This is a genomic window from Pseudomonas sp. R2-7-07, assembly GCF_003852355.1.
Classification (GTDB): Bacteria; Pseudomonadota; Gammaproteobacteria; order Pseudomonadales; family Pseudomonadaceae; genus Aquipseudomonas.
Genome location: NZ_CP027759.1, coordinates 5,299,348 through 5,323,650 on the forward strand (window position 1 = coordinate 5,299,348; position 24,303 = coordinate 5,323,650).

At 60.9% G+C, this 24,303-nt stretch carries 22 protein-coding genes; 11 read left to right on the plus strand and 11 right to left on the minus strand.

Features of this window, described 5'->3' with window-relative positions:
* Position 1: 1 nt before the first annotated feature.
* The 3 genes from C4J86_RS24390 to C4J86_RS24400 all read right to left on the minus strand — a co-directional run bounded on the left by C4J86_RS24390 (position 2) and on the right by C4J86_RS24400 (position 3,494).
* Positions 2–1,252, minus strand: coding sequence for a sarcosine oxidase subunit beta (locus C4J86_RS24390; protein ID WP_010207084.1), 1,251 nt, complete (start codon positions 1,250–1,252; stop codon positions 2–4).
* A gap of 22 nt (positions 1,253–1,274) precedes the next feature.
* Complete coding sequence (glyA, locus tag C4J86_RS24395; protein ID WP_124372094.1) at positions 1,275–2,528, minus strand: serine hydroxymethyltransferase; 1,254 nt, start codon at positions 2,526–2,528, stop codon at positions 1,275–1,277.
* 237 nt (positions 2,529–2,765) lie between these two features.
* Positions 2,766–3,494: a TraX family protein gene (locus C4J86_RS24400; RefSeq protein WP_124372095.1), complete on the minus strand. Its 729-nt coding sequence runs from the start codon at positions 3,492–3,494 to the stop codon at positions 2,766–2,768.
* Positions 3,495–3,584: 90 nt separating this feature from the next.
* Between C4J86_RS24400 and C4J86_RS24405 the strand changes: the two genes are divergently transcribed.
* From C4J86_RS24405 to C4J86_RS24415, 3 genes are all read left to right on the plus strand, one after another.
* On the plus strand, positions 3,585–4,625 hold the full coding sequence (locus tag C4J86_RS24405) for a low specificity L-threonine aldolase (RefSeq protein ID WP_057723604.1): 1,041 nt from the start codon (positions 3,585–3,587) through the stop codon (positions 4,623–4,625).
* A gap of 193 nt (positions 4,626–4,818) precedes the next feature.
* Positions 4,819–5,019 (plus strand): hypothetical protein, encoded by a 201-nt coding sequence (locus C4J86_RS24410; protein ID WP_124368612.1) that lies wholly within the window; start codon positions 4,819–4,821, stop codon positions 5,017–5,019.
* A gap of 85 nt (positions 5,020–5,104) precedes the next feature.
* Positions 5,105–5,638: a transposase gene (locus tag C4J86_RS24415; protein ID WP_124372096.1), complete on the plus strand. Its 534-nt coding sequence runs from the start codon at positions 5,105–5,107 to the stop codon at positions 5,636–5,638.
* Positions 5,639–5,775: 137 nt separating this feature from the next.
* Here C4J86_RS24415 and gbcB read toward each other — a convergent pair whose 3' ends face one another.
* Entirely contained in the window at positions 5,776–6,876 is a 1,101-nt protein-coding gene (gbcB, locus tag C4J86_RS24420) for a glycine-betaine demethylase subunit GbcB (RefSeq protein ID WP_124372097.1), read from the minus strand.
* Between the two features lie 284 nt (positions 6,877–7,160).
* On the opposite strand from gbcB, the gene gbcA reads away from it, so the two are divergent.
* On the plus strand, positions 7,161–8,456 hold the full coding sequence (gene gbcA / locus C4J86_RS24425; protein WP_124368614.1) for a glycine-betaine demethylase subunit GbcA: 1,296 nt from the start codon (positions 7,161–7,163) through the stop codon (positions 8,454–8,456).
* Positions 8,457–9,144: 688 nt separating this feature from the next.
* On the opposite strand, the gene C4J86_RS24430 is transcribed toward gbcA, so the two are convergent.
* From C4J86_RS24430 to C4J86_RS24455, 6 genes are all read right to left on the minus strand, one after another.
* The gene (locus C4J86_RS24430) at positions 9,145–9,915 is read right to left on the minus strand and encodes an electron transfer flavoprotein subunit beta (RefSeq protein WP_124372098.1); all 771 of its coding nucleotides are present in this window, start codon (positions 9,913–9,915) and stop codon (positions 9,145–9,147) included.
* Positions 9,916–9,925: 10 nt separating this feature from the next.
* Positions 9,926–11,146: an electron transfer flavoprotein subunit alpha/FixB family protein gene (locus C4J86_RS24435; RefSeq protein WP_124372099.1), complete on the minus strand. Its 1,221-nt coding sequence runs from the start codon at positions 11,144–11,146 to the stop codon at positions 9,926–9,928.
* Positions 11,146–13,089, minus strand: coding sequence for a dimethylglycine demethylation protein DgcB (gene dgcB / locus C4J86_RS24440; protein ID WP_124372100.1), 1,944 nt, complete (start codon positions 13,087–13,089; stop codon positions 11,146–11,148). The genes C4J86_RS24435 and dgcB overlap by 1 nt, the downstream gene beginning before the upstream one ends.
* 172 nt (positions 13,090–13,261) lie before the next feature.
* Positions 13,262–15,322, minus strand: coding sequence for a dimethylglycine demethylation protein DgcA (gene dgcA, locus C4J86_RS24445; protein ID WP_124364718.1), 2,061 nt, complete (start codon positions 15,320–15,322; stop codon positions 13,262–13,264).
* Between the two features lie 15 nt (positions 15,323–15,337).
* The gene (locus tag C4J86_RS24450) at positions 15,338–15,868 is read right to left on the minus strand and encodes a DUF5943 domain-containing protein (RefSeq protein WP_124368619.1); all 531 of its coding nucleotides are present in this window, start codon (positions 15,866–15,868) and stop codon (positions 15,338–15,340) included.
* A 52-nt stretch (positions 15,869–15,920) separates the two neighbouring features.
* Positions 15,921–16,898, minus strand: coding sequence for a dipeptidase (locus C4J86_RS24455; RefSeq protein WP_124372101.1), 978 nt, complete (start codon positions 16,896–16,898; stop codon positions 15,921–15,923).
* Between the two features lie 218 nt (positions 16,899–17,116).
* Here C4J86_RS24455 and C4J86_RS24460 point away from each other — a divergent pair, with 218 nt between their 5' ends.
* The 3 genes from C4J86_RS24460 to C4J86_RS24470 all read left to right on the plus strand — a co-directional run bounded on the left by C4J86_RS24460 (position 17,117) and on the right by C4J86_RS24470 (position 19,295).
* On the plus strand, positions 17,117–17,518 hold the full coding sequence (locus C4J86_RS24460; RefSeq protein ID WP_124372102.1) for a lysozyme inhibitor LprI family protein: 402 nt from the start codon (positions 17,117–17,119) through the stop codon (positions 17,516–17,518).
* Positions 17,519–17,558: 40 nt separating this feature from the next.
* The gene (locus C4J86_RS24465) at positions 17,559–17,975 is read left to right on the plus strand and encodes a DUF3010 family protein (RefSeq protein ID WP_124372103.1); all 417 of its coding nucleotides are present in this window, start codon (positions 17,559–17,561) and stop codon (positions 17,973–17,975) included.
* Between the two features lie 171 nt (positions 17,976–18,146).
* Positions 18,147–19,295: a DDE-type integrase/transposase/recombinase gene (locus tag C4J86_RS24470; RefSeq protein ID WP_124369216.1), complete on the plus strand. Its 1,149-nt coding sequence runs from the start codon at positions 18,147–18,149 to the stop codon at positions 19,293–19,295.
* Between the two features lie 151 nt (positions 19,296–19,446).
* Here the strand turns inward: C4J86_RS24470 and C4J86_RS24475 are convergent, their stop codons facing one another.
* Positions 19,447–20,391, minus strand: a complete 945-nt coding sequence (locus tag C4J86_RS24475; RefSeq protein WP_124372480.1) for a GlxA family transcriptional regulator — start codon at positions 20,389–20,391, stop codon at positions 19,447–19,449.
* Positions 20,392–20,584: 193 nt separating this feature from the next.
* On the opposite strand from C4J86_RS24475, the gene C4J86_RS24480 reads away from it, so the two are divergent.
* The 4 genes from C4J86_RS24480 (at position 20,585) to C4J86_RS24495 (ending at position 24,118) form a co-directional block, all read left to right on the plus strand.
* Complete coding sequence (locus C4J86_RS24480) at positions 20,585–21,529, plus strand: choline ABC transporter substrate-binding protein (RefSeq protein ID WP_124372104.1); 945 nt, start codon at positions 20,585–20,587, stop codon at positions 21,527–21,529.
* Between the two features lie 72 nt (positions 21,530–21,601).
* Positions 21,602–22,489, plus strand: coding sequence for a 3-keto-5-aminohexanoate cleavage protein (locus C4J86_RS24485; RefSeq protein ID WP_124372105.1), 888 nt, complete (start codon positions 21,602–21,604; stop codon positions 22,487–22,489).
* A gap of 144 nt (positions 22,490–22,633) precedes the next feature.
* Complete coding sequence (locus tag C4J86_RS24490) at positions 22,634–23,599, plus strand: L-carnitine dehydrogenase (protein WP_124372106.1); 966 nt, start codon at positions 22,634–22,636, stop codon at positions 23,597–23,599.
* Between the two features lie 27 nt (positions 23,600–23,626).
* Positions 23,627–24,118 carry a thioesterase family protein gene (locus tag C4J86_RS24495; protein ID WP_124372107.1) on the plus strand — a complete coding sequence of 164 codons (492 nt, stop codon included), beginning with the start codon at positions 23,627–23,629 and terminating at the stop codon, positions 24,116–24,118.
* Positions 24,119–24,303: the final 185 nt, after the last annotated feature.

A 24,303-nucleotide genomic window follows, 5' to 3' on the forward strand; every position in this document is an offset into this window, starting at 1 on the left:
GTTAGTGGGCGACGGCCGCAGCGCCGTGTTCGTCGATCAGCGCACCGTTGTGGAAACGGTCGATGGAGAATGGCGCGGCCAACGGGTGCATTTCACCCTTGGCCAGGCTCGCGGCAAACACGTTGCCTGAGCCCGGCGTAGCCTTGAAGCCACCGGTACCCCACCCGCAGTTGAAGAACATGTTCGGCACCGGGGTCTTGGAGATGATCGGGCAGGCGTCCGGCGTGGTGTCGACGATGCCGCCCCACTGGCGGTTCATGCGCACCCTGGACAATACCGGGAACATCTCGACGATGGCCTGGATGGTGTGTTCGATCACCGGGTACGAACCACGCTGGCCGTAGCCGTTGTAGCCATCGATACCGGCGCCGATCACCAGGTCGCCCTTGTCGGACTGGCTGATGTAGCCGTGCACGGCGTTGGACATGATCACGCTGTCGATAATCGGCTTGATCGGCTCCGACACCAACGCTTGCAGCGGGTGGGACTCGATCGGCAAACGGAACCCGGCGAGTGACGCCATGTGCCCGGAGTTACCGGCCGTCACCACACCGACGCGCTTGGCGCCGATAAAGCCCTTGTTGGTTTCCACGCCGATGCACACGCCGTTTTCCTTGCGAAAGCCGATCACCTCGGTCTGCTGGATCAAGTCCACACCGAGAGCGTCAGCGGCGCGGGCGAAACCCCAGGCCACGGCATCGTGGCGGGCCACGCCGCCGCGACGTTGCACGGTGGCGCCGAGGACCGGGTAACGGGTGTTTTTCGAACAGTCGAGGTACGGGATCTCGTCCGCTACCTGTTTGGCGTTGAGCAGCTCGCCATCCACGCCGTTGAGGCGGTTGGCGCTGACGCGACGCTCGGAATCGCGGATGTCCTGCAGGGTGTGGCACAGGTTGTACACACCGCGCTGGGAGAACATCACGTTGTAGTTCAGGTCCTGAGACAAACCTTCCCAGAGTTTCATCGCGTGTTCGTACAGGTGCGCCGACTCATCCCACAGGTAGTTGGAACGCACGATGGTGGTGTTGCGCGCCGTGTTGCCGCCGCCCAGCCAGCCCTTCTCGACCACGGCCACGTTGGTGATGCCGTGCTCTTTGGCCAGGTAGTAAGCGGTCGCCAGACCATGCCCGCCGCCGCCGACGATGACCACGTCGTAGACCTTCTTGGGGGTCGGCGTGCGCCACATCTTCTGCCAGTTTTCGTGATGGCTGAGGGAGTGCTTGAAGAGGCCGAAGCCTGAGTAGCGTTGCATAGTCATTACTCCAAAACCGCGCTCAGCGATAAACCGGGAAATCAGCGCACAGGGCAGACACGTGCTTGGCCACGTTGGCCTCGACATCGGCATCGCCGAGGTTGTCGAGGATGTCGCAGATCCAGCCGGCCAGTTCGATGCACTGCGGCACTTTGAAGCCACGGGTGGTCACCGCCGGGGTGCCGATGCGCAGGCCCGAGGTCACGAACGGCGACTGCGGGTCATTCGGCACAGCGTTCTTGTTGACGGTGATGTGGGCGCGGCCGAGGGCCGCGTCCGCGTCTTTGCCGGTGAGGCCCTGACGGATCAGGCTGACCAGGAACAAGTGGTTGTCGGTGCCACCGGAGACCACATCGTAGCCGCGCTTGATGAACACTTCGGCCATGGCCTGGGCGTTGTCGATCACTTGTTGCTGATACGCCTTGAAGCCTGGCTCTGCTGCTTCCTTGAAGCACACCGCCTTGCCGGCGATCACATGCATCAGCGGGCCGCCCTGGGCACCGGGAAATACAGCCGCGTTGAGTTTCTTTTCGATGGCTTCGTTGGCCTTGGCCAGGATCAGGCCACCGCGTGGACCGCGCAGGGTCTTGTGAGTAGTGGTGGTGACCACGTCCGCGTAGGGCAGCGGGTTCGGGTACAGGCCGGCGGCCACCAGGCCGGCGACGTGGGCCATGTCGACGAACAGCAGTGCACCTACCTTGTCGGCGATCGCACGGAAGCGTGGGAAATCCAGGGTCTTGGAGTAGGCAGAGAAACCGGCCACGAGCATTTTCGGCTGATGCTCCACGGCCAGGCGCTCGACTTCGTCGTAGTCGATCAGGCCGGTGTCGGTGTTGATGCCGTACTGCACCGCGTTGTACAGCTTGCCCGAGGACGACACTTTGGCGCCGTGGGTCAGGTGACCGCCGTGGGCCAGGCTCATGCCGAGAATGGTGTCGCCGGCATTGATCAGCGCCAGGTACACCGCACTGTTGGCGGACGAGCCGGAGTGCGGCTGCACGTTGGCGTAATCGGCGCCGAACAGCTGCTTGGCGCGCTCGATGGCAAGGGCCTCGACCTTGTCCACATGCTCGCAGCCACCGTAGTAGCGCTTGCCCGGGTAGCCTTCGGCGTATTTGTTGGTGAGGCCGCTGCCTTGAGCTTCCATCACGCGCTTGCTGGTGTAGTTCTCCGACGCGATCAGCTCGATATGATCTTCCTGACGCTGCTCCTCGGCATTCATCGCCGCCAGCAGTGCGTCGTCATATCCCTGGATCTGGTCTTGTTTGCTGAACATCGCGTCTCTCCCAGCCTTTCGTATTGTTGAGGCCCGTGCAGGGCCCTTTGATGCGATGGTAGGGCTGGCGCGTGCAGGTCAAATGCCTGCGCACGCCACGCAAAGGTGCGTTTACGACATTGCTCAAACAACACAGAAATAAATGTGGGAGGGGGCTTGCTCCCGATAGCGGTGGATCAGCTTGCATAGGCTGTGGCTGACACTCCGCCATCGGGAGCAAGCCCCCTCCCACATGGGTTAGGCGTTGACCGTGCGAAGGAGTAACAGCAGCAAGAAATGCACGGGATATAGCCCATATGCCCAACGGCGCATGGCGGGCGGGGAGGCGCTTTTGGCATGTCGCAACAAGACCAATCCGGCCAATGGCGCGATCAGGCACGCGGCCAACCCGGACAGCGCAACGATCGAGCCGCTGTTGAGCAAAATCTGCCATTGGTTGGCGGCCACGCAAACCAAGCCCGGCAATACACTGAAATACCATGGCCGACTGAATACCAGCAGCATCGCCAGTGGCAGCAATACACCAAAAAAACCGAACATCAGTTGTGTGGAAAAGACAGCGCCTATTGCGAGCGCCAGCAGCGCCAATCCTCGATCAACAAGGGCTTTGTGCTGCCATCCCCTGGCAACCAGCACGCCCAGTGCCAGGGTCGGCAGCACATTCAATGTATCGGCATCCTCGATGAACAGCCGATAGGGCACCTCGCTGATCACACTGAACAACAGCAGCCAGCCCAGGTAGCGCCACTGGCCGCTCATCGGCGCCTTGCGCGCGCGATGCAGGTTCGCCGCGATCGCCAGGCAAAACCACGGGAACGCCAGGCGCCCCGGCACGTACAGCCCATCCAGGCTCAACCCCACATAGCGCAGGTGGTCCAGCACCATACTCAGCAGTGCCAGCCACTTGAGCAGATCCAAAGCGCCATCGCGGATACGTCCGACAGGAATCGTTTCAGTACCGTGCATAATTCCCCAACGACTTTGCATTTACAGTGCGTGCGCCCCCCTCCCAATCTTGGTTAAAGTGCGCACCAACATCGACCACAGGAATGGGCCATGACCGACAAGAGCCAACAATTCGCCAGCGACAACTATTCCGGCATCTGCCCGGAAGCCTGGGCCGCCATGGAACAAGCCAACCAGGGCCATCAACGCGCCTACGGTGATGATGAGTGGACCCACCGCGCCGCCGACGGTTTCCGCAATCTGTTCGAAACCGACTGCGAAGTGTTCTTCGCCTTCAACGGTACCGCCGCCAACTCCCTGGCGCTGTCTTCGCTGTGCCAGAGCTACCATAGCGTGATTTGCTCGGAAACCGCCCACGTCGAGACCGACGAATGCGGCGCGCCGGAGTTTTTCTCCAACGGTTCCAAGCTGCTCACCGCACGTACCGAAAACGGCAAGCTGACCCCGGAATCGATCCGCGAAATCGCCCTCAAGCGCCAGGACATCCACTACCCGAAGCCGCGCGTCGTCACGCTGACCCAGGCCACCGAGGTCGGCAGCGTCTACACCCCGGAAGAAATCCGCGCCATCAGCGCTACCTGCAAGGAACTGGGCCTGAACCTGCACATGGACGGCGCACGCTTCTCCAACGCCTGCGCCTTCCTCGGCTGCTCGCCGGCCGACCTGACCTGGAAGGCCGGTGTGGACGTGCTGTGCTTTGGCGGCACCAAGAACGGCATGGCGGTGGGTGAAGCCATCCTGTTCTTCAACCACAAGCTGGCCGAAGACTTCGACTACCGCTGCAAACAGGCCGGCCAACTGGCGTCGAAGATGCGCTTTTTGTCGGCACCGTGGGTGGGCCTGCTGGAAAACGACGCCTGGCTCAAGCATGCGCGCCACGCCAACCACTGCGCGCAACTGCTCAGCAGCCTGGTGGCGGATATTCCCGGCGTTGAGCTGATGTTCCCGGTGCAAGCCAACGGCGTGTTCCTGCAACTCTCGGAACCGGCCATCGCCGCGCTGACCGCCAAGGGCTGGCGTTTCTACACCTTTATCGGCAAAGGCGGCGCACGTTTCATGTGTGCGTGGGATACCGAGGAAGAGCGTGTAAGAGAATTGGCGGCCGATATCAGGGAAGTGATGAACGCTTGAAGTAGAAATCAGCCCAGCCCGTGCTGGCCGATTGCCGAGTCTGTTTTTTGATATTTCTGACAGCAGCGCAATGTGATTTCGTTGTCTAGCCTCTTGGAACCCGGAAGGAAAACGCAGCGCTACCTGCCCCCTTTCGGGTCTATTACCTGCCGAATGATCGGCCGGAAATACCTATCCAATGGAGAGCTTAATCATGGAATATCAAAACAACATCAATACCCTGCAAAGCAACGGCACCGACAGCACCACTGTCATCGACTGGGACGAGTTCAGGAAGCACGCCAAAGTCGGCGATACCATCCGCGAGCCATCCAGAACGCTCAGGATCTATGACAAAGTCTATGAAATGACAGCCTCAGGCCAACACTTCGTCATCCACATCTACGCCCAGTAACCCTCCCCACTGATCGTTCCCACGCTCTGCGTGGGAATGCCTGCCCTGGACGCTCCGCGTCCCACCCCAACTCAAGGATGAGCACGTGGGTAGAAGCCGCTACGTCATCAGCGAGCCCGAAAAGCCGCACTTTCTAACCTGTACGGTCATGGAGTGGCTGCCACTCTTCACCCGCAGTTACTTGGTGGACCATCTTTTAGATTGCTGGCGATATCAACAAACTAACCATGCGTTAAACCTGTTTGGCTACGTCGTGCTGGAAAACCACCTGCACTTCGTTGCCCAAGCGCCCGACTTGGGAAAATGCGTCAGCCAATTCAAATCCTTCACTGCCCGCACCATCATCGACGACCTGCAGAGCAAAGGTGCGGAGCGCGTGTTACAGCGCCTGCGTTTCAGCAAACGTGCGCACAAGGCAGATCGTGTTTATCAACTCTGGCAGGAAGGCTCCCATGCAGAACTGGTCTACAGCGAGGCCGTCATGCGTCAGAAGCTTGATTACATCCATCACAACCCCGTGAAACGAGGCTATGTGGACCGCGCAGAACACTGGCGGTACTCCAGCGCTCGCAACTATGCAGGGATGGAAGGGCTGATCAACATCCAGCCTTGGTTCTAAAGAGAGGCGGGACGCGGAGCGTCCCAGGAGGCGTTCCCACGCAGAGCGTGGGAACGATCAGCGTGGTCAAGATCGATCGTTCCCACGCTCCGCGTGGGAATGCCTCCCCTGGACGCTCCGCGTCACCAGCGCTCGGGTCAGAACTCGATGCGCACATCGCCCTTCGGCACACTGCAGCATGACAGGATGTAACCCTCGGCTTCGTCCTCTTCGGTAATCCCGCCGTTGTGCTCCATCTCCACCTCGCCGCCCAGCTTCATCACCTTGCATGTGCCGCAGATACCCATGCCGCACGCTTTCGGGATCAACAGGCCAAGCTTGGCCGCCGCCGCATGCACGGTTTCGCCCGGCGCCACGCGGATGCTCTTGCCGGACGCAATGAATTCCACCTGATGCAGGTCCGCCAGGTCGACTTCAGGGGCATCAGCGGCTTGTTCGGCCTGCTCCACCGCGTCGGCCCGCGCTTCCGGCGGCGTCGCGCCGAAGGATTCTTCGTGATAGCGCATCATGTCGAAACCGGCGGCTTCCAGCAGGCGTTTTACCGCGCTCATATACGGCGTAGGGCCGCAGCAGAACACTTCGCGCTCGAGGAAGTCCGGCACCATCAGTTCCAGCATCTTGTGGTTCAGGTAGCCGCGGTACCCGGCCCAGGGTTCTCCAAGCCCGTGCTTCTCACAAATCAGGTGCAGGCTGAAATTATCGATCCGCGACGCCATGTGTTCCAGTTCGCGGTGGTAGATGATGTCTTTCGGCGAGCGGGCGCTGTGCACGAAGACCATGTCGACATTGGCGTTGGTGTCGTAAAACCAGCGCGCCATGGACATCACCGGGGTGATACCGACGCCGCCGCTCAAGTACAACACTTTCGGATTGGTGTAGTCGATCGCGTTGAACAGCCCCACCGGCCCGTGCACCGCCAGCTCCTGGCCTTCATGCAGCGTGTCGTGCAGCCAGTTGGAAACCTTGCCGCCCGGTACGCGCTTGATGGTCACCGAAAAGCTGTAGGGCACCGAGGGCGAACTGGAAATGGTGTAGGAGCGCATGATCGGCTGGCCTTCGATTTCCAGCTCCAGGGTGACGAACTGCCCGGGCTTGAAAAAGAACAGGATCGGCTGGTCGGCCATAAAGCAGAAGGTGCGCACGTCCCAGGTTTCCTGGATGACTTTGACGCAACGGACGATGTGCCGACCATTGGCCCAGGTCTGGGTGGTTACCGGATTCAGGAAGCTGTTGGACATACTGTTCTCCACCGCCGAGGCTCGGCCTTATGGTGGCGATTCTGCGTAACGCGAGAATCCGCCATTTACCTATCTGCGACATTCACATACTTACCGCGACCAGCCCCCAACGACAGGGGGTTGCGCGTCGGGAACAGATTGGGCCATGTCGCCCATGGATAAGGTTCGACGCAACGCCGGGCCCACACTCGCTCCCAACGAAAGACACTTTCTTTACGCCTTGCACAGCACCAACCGTAGCCACTATTCGCCGGCCACACAGAATGGCCATGAGGACATACACGATGGACGTCACCGCAACCTTAAGCTTGGGCGATCCGCTGGAACCCGCACGCAAGGCCACCGCGCAGATGCTGCAAGAGCGCGAGCGCACTTTTTCGCTGCCACAGCCGTTTTACTCTGATGAGCGGCTGTTCGATATCGACATGCAGGAGATCTTCCAGAAAGAGTGGTTGATTGCCGGCATGACCTGCGAAATCCCCACCAAGGGCAACTACCTGACCCTGCAAGTGGGCAAGAACCCGATCATCGTGATCCGTGGCGCCGACGGTGTGGTGCACGCCTTCCACAACGTGTGCCGCCACCGTGGCTCGCGCTTGTGCACCAGCGAAAAGGGCAAGGTCGCCAAGCTCGTTTGCCACTACCACCAGTGGACCTACGAGCTGGACGGTCGCCTGTTGTTCGCCGGCACCGAGATGGGCGCTGACTTCGACATGAAGCAGTACGGCCTCAAACCGGTGAACGTGAAGACCGCCGGCGGCTACATTTTCATCAGCCTGGCCGAAAACCCACCGGCCATCGATGACTTCCTGTCGACCCTGAACCATTACATGGAACCGTACGACATGGAGAACACCAAGGTGGCGATCCAGACCACCTTGTTTGAAAAAGCCAACTGGAAGCTGGTGCTGGAAAACAACCGCGAGTGCTACCACTGCAACGCGTCGCACCCGGAACTGCTGAAAACCTTGCTGGAATGGGACGACGTCACCGACCCGCGCGCCGACCAGGCGTTCAAGGACCACGTAGCCGCTTCCGCCGCCGCCTGGGATGCCGAGAAGATTCCTTATGCCCACGCCAGTTTTGGCCTGCGCAACCGTATCGTGCGCATGCCACTGCTCAAGGGCACCGTGTCGATGACCCTGGACGGCAAACAGGGCTGCGCAAAACTGATGGGCCGGATCAAGAACCCCGACCTGGGCTCGATGCGCATCCTGCACCTGCCCCACTCGTGGAACCACTGCATGGGCGATCACATCATCGTGTTCACTGTGTGGCCGATCAGTGCCCAGGAAACCATGGTCACCACCAAGTGGATCGTGCACAAGGACGCAGTGGAAGGCGTGGACTACGACGTGGAGCGCATGCGCCAAGTGTGGGACGCCACCAACGACCAGGACCGTCGCCTGGCCGAAGAGAACCAGCGCGGGATCAACTCCACCGCTTACCAGCCAGGCCCGTACTCCAAGACCTATGAGTTCGGCGTGGTGAACTTTGTCGATTGGTACAGCGAACGCATGCTGAACAACCTCGGTGCCGCGCCCGCGCCCTACCTCAAAGGCGTTGCCGCCCACGAATAACTGACACGCCGTGGATCAAAATGTGGGAGGGGGCTTGCTCCCGATAGCGGAGTATCAGCCAATGCATGTGCAAGCTGATCCATCCCTATCGGGAGCAAGCCCCCTCCCACACTTGTACCAGGCGCTGAACAATATTTGATCAACTCTCGCGCGGACCGCTAAAAGCCTGCCCTGCAGCCTTCGCCCAACAACTTATCCACAAAGACACCCACAGCAATTGTGGGCAACTGTCTTTTTCCCTGGAAATAAATCAAGAAAATCCGTGACTTATTTAAAGCCAGGGGTTTTATCCCGCTTTGATCATTTTTTGATCTAAAGCCTATAAGCCACGGTACTCAAGGGCTACAGAGGAACGCGAACACCTTATCCACAGAAGCACCAACAGACTTTGGGGGCAACTTTGCTCGCGCTGTGGAAAACCGCGTCAAACCTGCATATATCGGGGTGTTCAGCACTTTCAGGGCTGTAAAAACCAGCGTTGATCAGATTTTGAGCAGTTCGAGGATAGCCTTTGTTTATAAGGCCTGTAACCGACAGCGAACATCTTATCCACAGGCGGATCAACAGCGATTGTGGGTAAACCTCAGGTCCAAATGTGGGAGGGGGCTTGCTCCCGATAGCGGTGGGTCAGTTACAGCTATATCAACTAATACTCCGCCATCGGGAGCAAGCCCCCTCCCACAGGGGTTCAGCGTACGACGCCTTCTTCTATCAACAGCTTGAGGATCGCTTCAGCGCCCTCTTCAGGGCTCACGCCCTTGAGCACTTGCCCACCGCCCCCGCTGGCCTTGGCCGTCGCTGCCTTCATCCGGTCGGCGCCACTCTTGGCCTTGATCACCTTGAGGCGCTTGGGTCGCGGCTTGGCCGGCTGCAGCAGCGCGTCTGTGAATAACTCGTCCTGTTCGATCTCGACTTCGTGGGCGGCAAGCTCGCCACGTTGCGCCGGTCCATAGGCGCTTTGCCGAGGCTTGGGCGCAGCGTTATCCACAGTGGCGAGAAAAGGCAGGCGTACCTTCAAGCGCCGCCGCTGGCCACGGGGCAAGGCTTGCAGCACGTGAGCCACGCCGTTTTCGATGGACTCCACCTGGGCCAGGCCGACAATCAGCGGCCATCCCAGTTGTTCGGCCAGCAGGAACGGCAGCATGCCCGACCCCTCGCCGGTTTCCGCCTGGCTGCCGGTGAGCACCACCTGGGCACCGGCGTCGCGTAGATAGTCACTCAACACCGGCAACGCATCGGCGCCCGCCGGCTGTTCCAGTACATGCAGTTGCGGCAGGCCCATGCCCAGGTAGCTGCGCAAGGTCGGCTCGCTGATATCGCCGGCGTGCAGTACCTGCAACTTATCCCCAGCCATCTGCAAACCTAGCTCGACGGCACGTGCATCTTGTTCGGCACGGCGCGGGCGCCCGGAAGTGGGGTGGGCGCCGACGGATACCAGGCTGATTACATTGGTTGTCATGGTCATATCCCTAGGCTGCATCGCGCTTGGCGCCGTTGCGGTGGGCCTCGACCGCAGCGATCAAGGCTTGCAGAATCGCGGCGCTTTCGCCGATCACCGACAGGTCGGCACGCTTGATCATGTCGCAACCCGGGTCGAGGTTGATCGCCACCACCTTGTCGCAGGCACCGATGCCTTGCAGGTGCTGGATCGCCCCGGAAATGCCCACGGCCACGTACACCCGTGCCGTGACCCAGGTGCCGCTGGCGCCGACCTGGCGATCACGCGCCATATAGCCATCGTCCACCGCCACCCGTGACGCGCCCTCGGTGGCGCCCAGGGCGGCGGCGGTCTGGTGGAACAGCGCCCAGTCCTTCACGCCGTTGCCGCCAGAAAAAATGAATTCCGCTTCGGCCATGGGAATCGCAGCGGGGTCTACCGCCACTGCGCCCAGGTCTTCGATACGTGGCAGGCTGCGCGCCAGGGTTGTGGATAACTCCACGGGCAAGACTTCATGGCGCGTGTCGCTGACCGGATCGGCACATTCGGCGGCCGCGAGGATCAGGCGCGGCAACGGCCGGGCCAGATCTTCCTGGCCCGCACCGGCGCGGCCGATGCAAGCCTGGCCTTTGATCTGCCACACCCGCGTGGCCGGGCGCTCCTTGAGGCTGGCGGCAAAACGCCGACCCAATTCGCCGCCGCCGCTGCGGCTGTCCGGCAGCAACCAATGACGCGGGTTGAACTGGTTATCCACAGCCCGCAGGCCCTGGACGCGCTGCTCCGGTGAATAACCGTCGAACTCGTGACCGCCCAGCACCAGCAGGCGGTCTACACCCGCTGTAGCAAACGCGCTTTCCTTGTGTTCACCAAACACCACCGCCAGTACCGCGCCGTCGTTGCCGGCCAGCTGCCGCGCCAGGCCGAGCAAATCGCGGTCGTGGCTGCTCAAGCGGCCACCGACCATATCCGGCACCACGTTGATGTAGAACGCCGGCATCGGCACCTGGTGCAGCGGCACCAGCACCTCGACCGCCGCCGTACGCTTGGCTGCACCGCCCTGCTGGGCGCCACTGCGGTCGATACGCTTGATCCCATTGGGACCGATAAAACCAACACCATGCACGTTCTTGCGGATCACACCGTTGGGCCCCATCCAGCTCTGTTGCACGGGCTGCATCGCCGCGTGCAAAGGATGAAGACGGTTACGGGCGATCCATTCGGCACGGGGATCGCGGCGGATAATGTCGCTCATCAATGCACCTCCGCAGGTTCACGCTTGTTGGGCGCCTTGGCCGGTGCCGCATCTTCAAGCAAGGCGTCGGCCACCAATTCGGCAATGTCTTTGATCAACGGGCGCGGTTCGACCACGCCTTCAAGCATCGCCGTGCACTGCGGGCAACCCACAGCTACCAGTTCGGCGCCGGTCTCGCGGATGTCGTCCATGCGCATGTCGGGGATGCGTTGCTTGCCGGGGATGTCGGTGATCGGCGCGCCGCCACCGCCGCCGCAGCAGCGTGAACGAAAGCCCGAGCGTTGCATCTCCTTGACCTCGATACCCAGGGCCCGCAGCACCTGGCGCGGCGCTTCGTACTCGCCGTTGTAGCGGCCCAGGTAGCAGGGGTCGTGATAGGTCACGCTGTTGCCTTTGTGCTGGCCCAGGTTCAACGCGCCCTCGCCGATCAGCTCGGCCATGAAGGTGCTGTGGTGCTGCACGAGGTAGTTGCCGTTGAAGGCGCCGTACTCGTTTTTCAGTACATGGAAACTGTGCGGGTCGCAGGTGACGATGCGCTTGAAGCTGTACTTGGCCAGGGTCTGGATATTGCGCGAAGCCAGCAACTGAAAGGTCGCTTCATCGCCCAGGCGCCGCGCCACGTCGCCGCTGTCGCGTTCTTCCAGGCCAAGCACGGCGAAGTCGACCTTGGCCGCCTTGAGCACTTTGACGAACGCGCGCAGGGTGCGTTGGTTGCGCATGTCGAAGGCACCGTCGCCGACCCAGAACAGCACGTCGGCACTGCCTTTCTCGCTGAGTAGCGGCAGGTTCAAATCCGCCGCCCAGTTCAGCCGGCCGCCGGGTGCGAAACCGCCGGGGTTGTCGGTGGCGATCAGATTTTCCAGGACTTCGGCGCCTTTGTTCGGCGTAGCGCCCTTTTCCAGGGTGAGGTAACGGCGCATGTCGACGATGGCGTCCACGTGCTCGATCATCATCGGGCACTCTTCCACACAGGCGCGGCAGGTGGTGCATGACCATAGGGTCTCGGCGTCCACCAGGCCGTTGACGATCGGCTGGTGCGGGTTGCCGCCGTGTTCGCCAATTGGTTTGCCTGGATAGGGGCTGCCGGCGAATTTGGCATCGGTGCCGCCGGCCAGGCCAACCACCATATCCTGGATGAGTTTTTTCGGGTTCAGCGGCTGGCCGGCGGCGAACGCCGGGCAGGCGGCTTCGCACTTGCCGCACTGCACGCAGGCGTCGAAACCGAGCAGTTGGTTCCAGGTGAAGTCCTTGGGTTTTTCCACGCCCAACGGCGCGGTTTTATCGCTGAGGTCCAGCGGTTTCAAGCCAGTGGAGCGGCCACCGCCAAAGCGTTCGGCGCGGCGGTGCCAGGCCAGGTGCAAGGCACCGGCGAAGGCGTGTTTCATCGGACCGCCCCAGGTCATGCCGAAGAACATTTCGGACACGCCCCACAACACGCCCACGCTCAACAACGCGGCCAGCAGCCAGCCGCCGAAGTCGGCGGGCAAGATGCCGGCCACCGGCAGGGTCACGAGGAAGAAACTGACCGAGAACGCCATCAGGCTTTTCGGCAAGCGCATCCACGGGCCCTTGGACAGACGCGCAGGCGGGTTGCGGCGGCGCAGGTACATGAAGATGGCGCCGACAAACATCAAGGTCGAGGCCAAAAGCAGCGCGTAGCCGAGGATGCGGTTGTGCAGGCCGAAACCGTGCACCAGGATCGCCAGCAGCGCCGACAGCACAAAGCCCAGCGCGGTGGCGACGTGGGTATTGGCGATATATTTGTCGCGGGCGACCACGTGGTGCAGGTCGACCATGTAGCGCTTGGGCATGGCCAACAGGCCGCCGAGCAGGTCGACCTTGGAGGCACGCCCGCGGCGCCACATGTTCACACGGCGCAGAGCGCCGAGGACGGCAAGGCCCAAAGCGGCAAATAGAAGAATTGGCAGCAAGGTGTTCAACATGGTGAAGCTCCCACAGACCACACAGGTCTACTGTGAAACTGGCCTTGAAATGTGGGAGGGGGCTTGCTCCCGATGGCGGAGTGTCAGTTGATATAGCTGTAGCTGACCCACCGCTATCGGGAGCAAGCCCCCTCCCACATTTGGACCGAGTCCACTTTGGCTCGGTGTCGGCTTAGAAATCCTTGCAGAGGCGCAGGGCGTCATAGATCGCAGCATGGGTATTACGCTGGGCCACACAGTCACCGATGCGGAACAACAAGTACCCTTCACCCGGTTCGCTAAGGCACGGCTGCGGCTTGATCGCGAACAGGGCTTCGACGTCAATCTGGCCCTTGTTGCGCGAACCTTCCTTGAGCCCGTAATAAATCGCCTCGTCCGGGCGCACGCCGTTCTCCACCACCACCTGGTCGACCACCCGCTCTTCCTTGGCCCCGGTGTATTCGTTCTCCAGCACCGCCACCAGCTTGTCGCCCTCGCGGTAGACCTTTTCCAGCATCATGTCGCCGGTCATGATCACTTCCTTGGGGTACATGCTGCGGTAGTAAGTCGGGAACGACGTACCGCCGATGGCCACGCCCGGCTTGATATCGTCGGTGACGATCTCGACCTGGCAGCCTTTGTCTGCAAGGAAATCCGCCACTGACATGCCGGTGAATTCGCAGATGGTGTCGTACACCAGCACGTTCTTGCCCGGTGCGACTTTGCCGTCGAGCACGTCCCAACTGCTCACCACCAGGCCTTCGGCAGCGCCCCAGTGTTCGTTCTGTTCAATGAACGGATGCCCACCGACGGCAAGCACCACCACGTCCGGACGCAAATCCAGGATGGTTTCGGCGTCTGCCGCCACACCCAGGCGCAGGTCGACTTTCAAACGTGCCAACTCCAACTGGAACCAGCGGGTGATACCGGCGATCTGGTCACGCTGCGGGGCTTTCGATGCGGTGGTGATCTGCCCGCCGATAAATTCTTTCTTTTCGAACAGGGTCACCTCATGGCCGCGTTCGGCGGCGACGCGTGCAGCCTCCATACCGGCCGGCCCCGCACCCACCACGACCACTTTGCGCTTGGGCCCGGTGGACTTCTCGATAATGTGCGGCACGCCCATGTATTCACGGGAGGTCGCGGCGTTCTGGATGCACAGCACATCCAGGCCCTGGTACTGGCGGTCGATGCAATAGTTGGCGCCAACGCACTGTTTGATCTGGTCGATCTGGCCCATCTTGATCTTGGCGATCAGGTGCGGGTCGGCAATATGCGCGCGGGTCATGCCGACCATGTCCACATAGCCGCCTTCCAGAATGCGCGTGGCCTGGTTCGGGTCCTTGATGTTCTGCGCGTGCAGCACCGGGACTTTCACCACTTCCTTGATACCGGCCGCCAGGTGCAGGAACGGCTCCGGCGGGTAACTCATGTTCGGGATCACGTTGGCCAGGGTGTTGTGCGTATCGCACCCCGAGCCCACCACGCCGATGAAGTCGAGCATGCCGGTGTCGTCGTAATACTTGGCGATCTGCTTCATGTCCTCGTGGGACAGGCCGTCCGGGTGGAACTCGTCGCCGCACAGGCGCATGCCCACACAGAAATCGTCACCGACTTCGGCGCGCACGGCCTTCAACACTTCCAGGCCGAACTTCATACGGCCTTCGAAGGTGCCGCCCCATTCGTCGGTGCGCTTGTTGACCCGCGGGCTCCAGAACTGGTCGATCATGTGCTGGTGCACGGCGGACAGTTCCACGCCGTCCAGGCCACCGGCCTTGGCGCGCTTGGCGGCGCTCGCATAGTTGCCGATCACGCGCCAGATCTCTTCCGGCTCGATGGTCTTGCAGGTGGCACGGTGCACCGGCTCACGCACGCCGGACGGCGACATCAGGGTCGGCCAGTTGAAGCCGTCCCAACGCGAGCGACGGCCCATGTGGGTAATCTGGATCATGATCTTGGCGCCATGCTTGTGCATGGCGTCGGCCAGGTTCTGGAAGTGCGGGATGATGCGGTCAGTGGACAGGTTCACCGAACTCCACCATTCCTGGGGGCTGTCGATGGCCACCACCGAGGAGCCGCCGCAGATCGCCAGGCCGATACCGCCCTTGGCCTTCTCTTCGTAGTACTTCACATAGCGGTCGGTGGTCATGCCGCCGTCGGTGGCATACACCTCGGCGTGGGCGGTACTGAGCACGCGGTTGCGGATGGTCAGTTTGCCGATCTGGATCGGTTGGAACATTGCTTCGAAAGCCATGGCACGGTCCTCGGCTTACAACGGCTTGACGGTGAACAAACCATCATCGTGGCCCTCTTCGGAGCCTCCGTAGACTTGTTCAGCCACAGTGCGCAGGGTGCTGCCACGCGCTTGAAGGATCTGGTCCATCGCGCCGGCAAACCAGCCGGTGAACATGTAGTCGACTTTGCGCCCGACCTTGCCGTACACGTAGACGAAGGCCGAATGTTCCAGCTTGACGCTGGCGGTGCCTTTATCCAGGTCGATGTCCTGGATCTTGAACAGGCCCCAGCCGCGTTGCGACAGGCGCTTCATGTAGTGCTCGAACACCGCGACGCCTTCCAGGCCGTGGCATTCGGCTTCCTTTTCACACCAGTGCCAGGCGGACTTGTAACCAGCCTTGTAGAGGATCTCGGCGTAGGCGTCGGCACCCAGCACTTCTTCGATGCCCATGTGGTTGTTGACGAAGAAATGGCGCGGCACATACAGCATCGGCAGGGCGTCGGAGGTCCAGACACCGGTTTCGCTGTCGACTTCGATTGGCAATTGCGGGGCGATCTTGGCCATGGAAACTTAACTCCAGAAAAATTCGTAGTGGTGTTGCCGGTGGGTGTCTGGCTTATTCGCCCCAGACGTCTTTCAAGACATTGACCCAGTTCTCGCCCATGATCTTGCGCACCACGCGTTCAGGATGGCCGCGCTTGAGCAGGGTCTCGGTGAGGTTGGGAAACTCGCCCACGGTGCGGATGCCCAGCGGGTTGATGATCTTGCCGAAGCTGGTCAGGCGGCGGGCGTAGCCTTTGTCATGGGTCAGCATTTCAAAGAAATCCTGGCCATGGCCCTGGGTGAAGTCGGTGCCGATGCCGATGGCGTCTACACCGACGATGTTCATGGTGTATTCGATGGCTTCGGCGTAGTCGTCGATGGTCGAATCGATGCCCTTGGCCAGGAACGGCGCGAACATGGTCACGCCGACAAACCCGCCGTGGTCGGCGATGAACTTGAGTTCTTCATCGGATTTGTTGCGCGGGTGCTCCTTGAGGCCCGAGGGCAGGCAGTGGGAATAGCACACCGGCTTTTTCGATTCGAGTATGACTTCTTCGCTGGTCTTGGAACCGACGTGGGACAGGTCGCACATGATGCCGACACGGTTCATCTCGGCGACGATCTCGCGTCCGAACCCCGACAGGCCACCGTCGCGCTCGTAGCAGCCGGTGCCCACCAGGTTCTGGGTGTTGTAGCACATCTGCACCACACCGACGCCGAGCTGCTTGAAGATCTCGACATAGCCGAGTTGGTCTTCAAACGCGTGGGCATTCTGGAAGCCGAAGATGATGCCGGTCTTGCCCTGCTCCTTGGCACGACGGATATCGGCGGTGGTTTTCACCGGGATCACCAGGTCGCTGTTTTCGCGGATCAGGGTCTGGCTGGCGACGATGTTATTGATCGTGGCCTGGAAGCCTTCCCACACCGACACCGTGCAGTTGGCAGCCGTCAGGCCACCTTTGCGCATGTCTTCGAACAGGTCGCGGTTCCACTTGGCAATAATCAGACCGTCGATAACGATGCTGTCGGTGTGCAACTCGGCTGGGCTCATCAGGCGTCCCCTTATTGGCGATTCATGCGCCGAATCGTCTGCCGGCGCTTTGGGGCCAGCATATGCCCAGGGGCCGACGGAGCCGGGTGCAAAAACGACAGGGGAATTGCCGAAAGCGTCAATCCGCGACAAAGCCTGTGTAGACATGCCTGACTGGCGGCTGTTCTTTGTCTTACGCTTGAGCCAGAATTCCGCATCACCTGATATGAGACGGCGCAATGAAATCGATTTTCCTGGCTTTGGCACTCATCGCAACCGGCGTCCACGCCGCCGAAGACACCGACAGCACGCCGTGCGACGGCATCGAGAACGACCAGCAAACCCTGGAATGCGCCACCTACAACAAAACCACCGCCGAGCAATTGTTGAAAGACAACTATCAGGGCCTGCTGGAACGCATGGGGTCCACCTACGGCAGCGACAAGACCAAGCTCGCCGACATTACCGCTCGTCTGAAGGATGCCCAGCAGAAGTGGGAAAAACTGCGCGATGCCGATTGCGCGGTGGACACCTTCCCGGCAGTGACCGGGACCAAGGCGTATGCGATTGCGCTGAATGATTGCCTGGCGCGGATGAGTGACGAGCGGTCGGAGTTTTTGGAGTCGATTGGGCAGGAATAAGCGACAATCCTGCGACTTTCCTTCTGAACCAGGGCTTTTCATGACTCTCTGCGGTATCGAAATCAAAGGCAGCGAAGCCATCATCGCCGTCGCTTCCCTGGACAACCAGGCGCTGACCCACGTCGCCCTGGCCACCAAGAAAATCGCCCTTGAAGATGACGACGAAGCCGCAAACGTCAAAGCCTTCGCCGCCCAGGTGAAGGCGTTCGTGCAGGCAAATGCCATCACCCGTATCGCGATCAAGAAGCGCAGCAAGAAAGGTGAATTCGCCGGTGGCCCGACCACGTTCAAGATTGAAGGGGTGTTTCAGTTGTTGGAGGGGGTAGAGGTGACCTTGCTGTCGCCGCAGACCATTAACGCGCAAAGCAAGAAGCACAACGTCGAGCTACCGGCGACACTGAACAAGTATCAGCATGAGGCCTACAAAACAGCGTGTTCGGCCCTGCTGAAAAAATAAGCCACACCAAAATCTACTGTGGGAGGGGGCTTGCCCCCGATGGCGGTGTGTTAGTCACTTATGTGCTGCTGACCCACCGCTATCGGGGGGTACAAACCGGGGACATCGTTTACATTTCTAACCGGGGACATGGTTTACAGGTTAATACGCATGATCAGGAGGTAACTGATCATGCCCTGGAACCAAGAGTCTCCGATGAATCAACGAATCAGACTGGTCGCTGACTGGCTTTCTGGTAACTACACCAAAAGCCAGCTGGCGCGCCGCTTTAACGTAAGTCGGCCTACCGTCGACAAATGGATCGGCCGGCACAATGGCGATTTAAAGTCTTTAGCCGAACTGTCCCGACGCCCTCACAACAGCCCCAATAAAACCGACGATGAAATCCTGGCCCGTGTGGTGGCGATGAAGGAGGCGCACGATAAATGGGGTCCGAAGAAGCTTCTCGAGCTATTGCGACTTGAAGATCCCTCCATCGCCTGGCCTTCCCCAAGTACAGCAGGCCAATGGCTTGATCGACTTGGGCTCGTCCAAAAGCGGCGCTTCAAGCGCAGACACGGTACTTCCCCTGTAGCAATGCGCGAGGCCAACGAACCTAACCAGACGTGGTGCGCCGACTACAAAGGGCAATTCAAAATGCATAACGCGCAGATGTGCTTCCCTTTGACCATCACAGACCACGCGTCCCGGATGATTTTGGCGTGCAGGGCTCATTCAAAGATCAAGACTGAACCTGTTAAACACGCCTTTGAGAGACTGTTTCAGGAGTACGGCATGCCCGAAGTTATCCGCTCGGACAACGGGGTTCCGTTTGCCTCTCCTGGCCTGGCAAGAATGTCCACGCTGGCAGTTTGGTGGATACGTCTGGGCATCTATCCGGAGCGCACCATGCCAGGGAGACCGGCCCAAAATGGTCGCCATGAGCGGATGCACCGTAGCTTGAAACTGGAGCTGCCCTTAGGAGAAAACTTAATCGAGCAGCAGCTTTTGCTGGAGCACTTCAGGCATGAGTTCAATTACGTGCGCCCTCATGAAGCGCTCGGTATGAAGCGTCCAGGGGACGTGTATGTGCCGTCTACCCGGATTTACCCAGGATGCTTGCCGGATGTGGAGTATCCGTCCGAAATGAAGGTTCGAAGCGTCAGACAGGACGGGTCGATCAAGTGGAACGGCAAGTTGGTATTTATCAGCGAGGCATTGTCTGGGGAACGGATAGGACTCAGAGAAGCTGAAGATGATGTTTGGGATCTGTACCTATGTGATTATCCCTTGGGGAGATTTGGACGCGGTATGACCCGCGTCCAGGCCTCAAATGTGTAAACGATGTCCCCGGTTTCAGTTGTAAACGATGTCTACGGTTCTACAGGGGCAAGCCCCCTCCCACATTTGATCCGCGGTGCCGGCCGCTTTTATACCTAATTATGGAAACGACTATAAATTATAGCCGCCACTATAATTGACTAAAAAACGATCAAACCACCTCCCGTCGCCGATCCTCCCTCGGACATTTCGCAAACCTCGCCCGATAACTGCGGGTGAAATACGACGGCGACTCGAACCCGCAAGCAATGCTCACTTCCAGCACGCTCATATCGCTCTGGCGCAGCAGTTGTCGGGCTTTTTCCAGGCGCAGGCGCAGGTAGAAGTTACTCGGTGTGTCGTTCAGATGCAGGCGAAACAGCCGCTCCAGTTGGCGCCGGGTGACCTTAATTGCGTCGGCCAGGGCCAGGGTACTCAGGGGCGGCTCGGTGTGTTGCTCCATCTCGCCGATCACCTGCACCAGTTTTTTGTTGTTGATGCCGTAGCGCGTGGCGATCTGCATGCGCTGGTGGTCTTTGCGCGGGCGGATGCGGCCCAGTACGAACTGTTCGGAGACCTGAATCGCCAGGTCAGGGCCGTGGGCCTGGGCGATCAGGTCGAGCATCAGGTCGATGGACGCGGTGCCGCCGGCACAGGTGATGCGACGGCGGTCGATCTCGAACAGTTCCTGGGTGACGCTCAGGTGCGGATACGATTCCTTGAACGCATCGATGGCTTCCCAGTGCAAGGTCAGGCGGTGGCCGTCGAGCAGGCCGGCTTCGGCCAGCACGCAGGCGCCGGTGTCGATGGCGCCGAGGGTCACGCCGTCGTGGTCGAGACGGCGCAGCCAGTGATCCAGCGTCGGCGTGGCGAACTGCAGCGGTTCGAAGCCGGCCACCACCAACAGCGTCGCACCCTTTTTCAGCGGTTCCAACGCGGCGTCGGCATTGACCGACATGCCATTGCTCGCCAGTACCGCACCGCCATCGGCGCTCAAGACATGCCAGCGGTACAGCTCGCCACGGAAGCGATTCGCCACCCGCAACGGTTCCAGCGCGGAAATAAACCCAATCGCCGAGAACCCCGGCATCAGCAAAAAATAAAAATCCTGGGACATGATGGCGCTCTCGTAGGACGACCAGCGTGGCACTGTGATACTCCCGTTCAAGGGCGGATTCAAGCGCGCAGGTCGCTGCAGTGCAAGAGCCGGTCGCCGCTGTGCGTTTCGGCGCTGCTCAAGGTACGTAACTTGGCTGCACGGCGCGCAAAGACGCCGGACCCCACAATAACGACCTGCCGAGGGCTCCACCATGAACCGACTGATCAGCCGCAGCGTGCTTGCACTCAGCGTCAGCGCTATTTTGAGCGCCCCCGTCATGGCAGCGGATGCCGCTTCCTGCCAGAACGTGCGCCTGGGCGTGGTGAACTGGACCGACGTGATCGCCACCAGCGCCATGACCCAAGTGCTGCTCGACGGTCTCGGCTACAAGACCAAACAAACCAGCGCGTCCCAGCAGATCATCTTTGCCGGCATTCGCGACCAGCGCCTGGATCTGTTCCTGGGCTACTGGAACCCGTTGATGACCCAGACCATCACGCCGTTCGTCGACGCCAAGCAAGTCAAAGTGCTCGACAAACCGAGCCTGGAAGACGCCCGCGCCACCCTCGCGGTGCCGACTTACCTGGCGGACAAGGGCTTGAAAACCTTTGCCGACATCGCCCGCTTCGAAAAAGAGTTGGGCGGCAAGATCTACGGCATCGAGCCGGGTTCGGGCGCCAATACCCAGATCAAGGCCATGATCGCCAAGAACCAGTTCGGCCTGGGCAAGTTCCAACTGGTCGAATCCAGCGAAGCCGCCATGCTCTCTGCAGTCGACCGTGCGGTACGGCGCAAGGAGCCCGTGGTGTTCTTCGGCTGGGCGCCGCACCCGATGAACGTCAACGTGGCGATGACTTACCTCACCGGCAGCGACGACGCCCTGGGGCCGAATGAAGGCAGGGCGACCGTGTGGACCGTCACCTCACCGACCTATGCCGAGCAGTGCCCCAACGTACACAAGCTGCTGACCAACCTGACCTTCACCGCCGCCGATGAGAGCCGGATGATGCAGCCCTTGCTGGATCACAAGGATCCCATCGAGTCGGCCAAGCAGTGGCTCAAGGATCACCCGCAAGACCAAGCGCGCTGGCTGGAAGGTGTGACCACCTTCGATGGCAAGCCGGCGGCGGCCAACCTCCAACTGACCGTTAAATAACCTTTTCCAGACACCGCTTCGCAGCCCCGACCGGCTGCGAACAGCACCCCCACGCCTGCAAGGAACCGCCTCATGAACCACGACGTCATCATCACCTGCGCACTCACCGGTGCTGGCGACACGACCGCCAGAAGCCCGCACGTGCCGGTCACCCCCAAACAAATCGCGGCCGCCGCCGTGGAAGCCGCCAAAGCCGGCGCGACCGTGGTGCACTGCCACGTGCGTGACCCGCACACCGGCAAGTTCAGCCGCGACGTGGCGCTGTACCGCGAAGTGATGGAGCGCATCCGCGAGGCCGACATCGACATCATCGTCAACCTCACTGCCGGCATGGGCGGCGACCTGGAGATCGGCAGTGGCGAGCACCCCATGGAGTTTGGTCCCAACACCGACCTGGTCGGCCCACTGACGCGCCTGGCCCATGTCGAGCAATTGCTGCCGGAAATCTGCACCCTCGATTGCGGCACCCTGAACTTCGGCGATGGCGACACCATTTACGTGTCCACTCCGGCGCAATTGCGCGCCGGCGCCAAGCGTATCCAGGCGCTGGGCGTTAAAGCCGAGCTGGAGATTTTCGACACCGGCCACCTGTGGTTCGCCAAGCAGATGATCAAGGAAGGCCTGCTCGACAACCCACTGTTTCAACTGTGCCTGGGCATCCCGTGGGGCGCCCCCGCCGACACCACCACCATGAAAGCCATGGTCGACAACCTGCCCGCCGACGCCGTGTGGGCCGGCTTCGGCATCGGCCGCATGCAGATGCCGATGGCGGCGCAGGCGGTGCTGCTGGGCGGCAATGTGCGGGTCGGCCTGGAAGACAACCTGTGGCTGGACAAAGGCGTGCTTGCCACCAATGGGCAGTTGGTGGAGCGCGCCGGTGAAATCCTCAGCCGCCTGGGCGCGCGAGTCATGACCCCGGCGGAAGGCCGCATCAAGATGGGCCTGGCCAAACGCGGCTAGTCCCTGCCGAAACCAAATCAAAAATGTGGGAGGGGGCTTGCTCCCGATAGCGGTGGCTCAGCCTAAAGATGCATGACTGAAACACCGTCATCGGGAGCAAGCCCCCTCCCACAAGGGATCACCGAACGCTTTAGGAATGTGCCAATGAGCTTTATCACCGAAATCAAGACCTTCGCCGCCCTCGGCAGCGGCGTTATCGGCAGCGGCTGGGTGTCCCGCGCCCTCGCCCACGGCCTGGACGTCGTGGCCTGGGACCCGGCGCCCGGCGCCGAAGCGGCCCTGCGCAAACGTGTCGCCAACGCCTGGGCCGCCCTGGAGCAACAAGGCCTGGCGCCGGGAGCATCCCAGGCGCGCCTGCGCTTTGTTGCCACCATCGAGGAATGTGTAAGGGACGCCGACTTCATCCAGGAAAGCGCCCCGGAACGCCTGGAGCTGAAACTGGATTTGCACAGCAAGATCAGCGCCGCAGCCAAGCCGAATGCGTTGATCGGCTCGAGCACGTCCGGGCTATTGCCAAGTGAATTCTATGAGGGTTCGACCCACCCGGAGCGTTGCGTGGTTGGCCACCCGTTCAACCCGGTTTACCTGCTGCCGTTAGTGGAAGTGGTCGGCGGCAAGCACACCGCGCCGGAGGCGATCCAGGCCGCGATCAAGGTCTATGAATCCCTCGGCATGCGCCCACTGCACGTGCGCAAGGAAGTGCCGGGGTTTATTGCTGACCGCCTGCTGGAAGCGCTGTGGCGCGAGGCGCTGCACCTGGTCAACGATGGCGTGGCGACCACCGGCGAAATCGACGACGCGATTCGCTTTGGCGCCGGGCTGCGCTGGTCGTTCATGGGCACCTTCCTCACCTACACCCTGGCCGGTGGCGATGCGGGCATGCGCCACTTCATGGCGCAGTTCGGTCCGGCATTGCAGTTGCCGTGGACCTATTTGCCGGCGCCGGAACTCACCGACAAATTGATCGACGATGTGGTCGATGGCACCCGCGACCAGTTAGGCAAACACAGCATTGCGGCGCTGGAGCGCTATCGTGATGATTGCCTGCTGGCGGTATTGGAGGCAGTCAAAGTGACTAAAGCCAAACACGGCATGAGCTTCGCCGAATAACCCACATTCTTGACCGAGTCTGGATCCATGCCCGCATTGAAAACCTACACCACTCAAATCCTGCCTGAATGGGTCGACTACAACGGCCACCTGCGCGATGCGTTCTACCTGCTGATCTTCAGCTACGCCACCGACGCACTGATGGACATGCTGGGCCTGGACAGTGATAACCGCGAAGCCAGCGGCCACTCGCTGTTCACCCTGGAATTGCATCTGAACTACCTGCACGAAGTGAAGCTGGGTGCCAAGGTGGAGGTGCGCACCCAACTGATCGCCCACGACGCCAAGCGTCTGCATCTCTATCACAGTCTGCACCCGGTGGACGATGACAAGGAACTGGCTGGCAACGAACAGATGCTGCTCCATGTCGACCTGGCAGGGCCGCATGCCACGCCGTTCACCGAGGCCACGCTGGAAAGGCTGACGGCTATCAGCGCCGCACAGGCCGAGCTACCAATGCCCGCCCTGCTTGGCCGTGTCATTGGCTTGCCGGCAAAAAAAGCCCCGAGCCAGCCGTGACTGGATCGGGGCAGAGTGCCTTGTGTGAGCCGTGCATCCGGAGGGTGACCAAACCATCAAGCTGCGTGCCTGGGACCAGTGTGCCGGTAAGTGCACCCGGTGCATGGCTCGAAAACGACACCCTCATAGCCATCTGAGGCATTCAAGCATTCTGCCCTTGCCGACCGCCTGGGCGGCTACCAGAA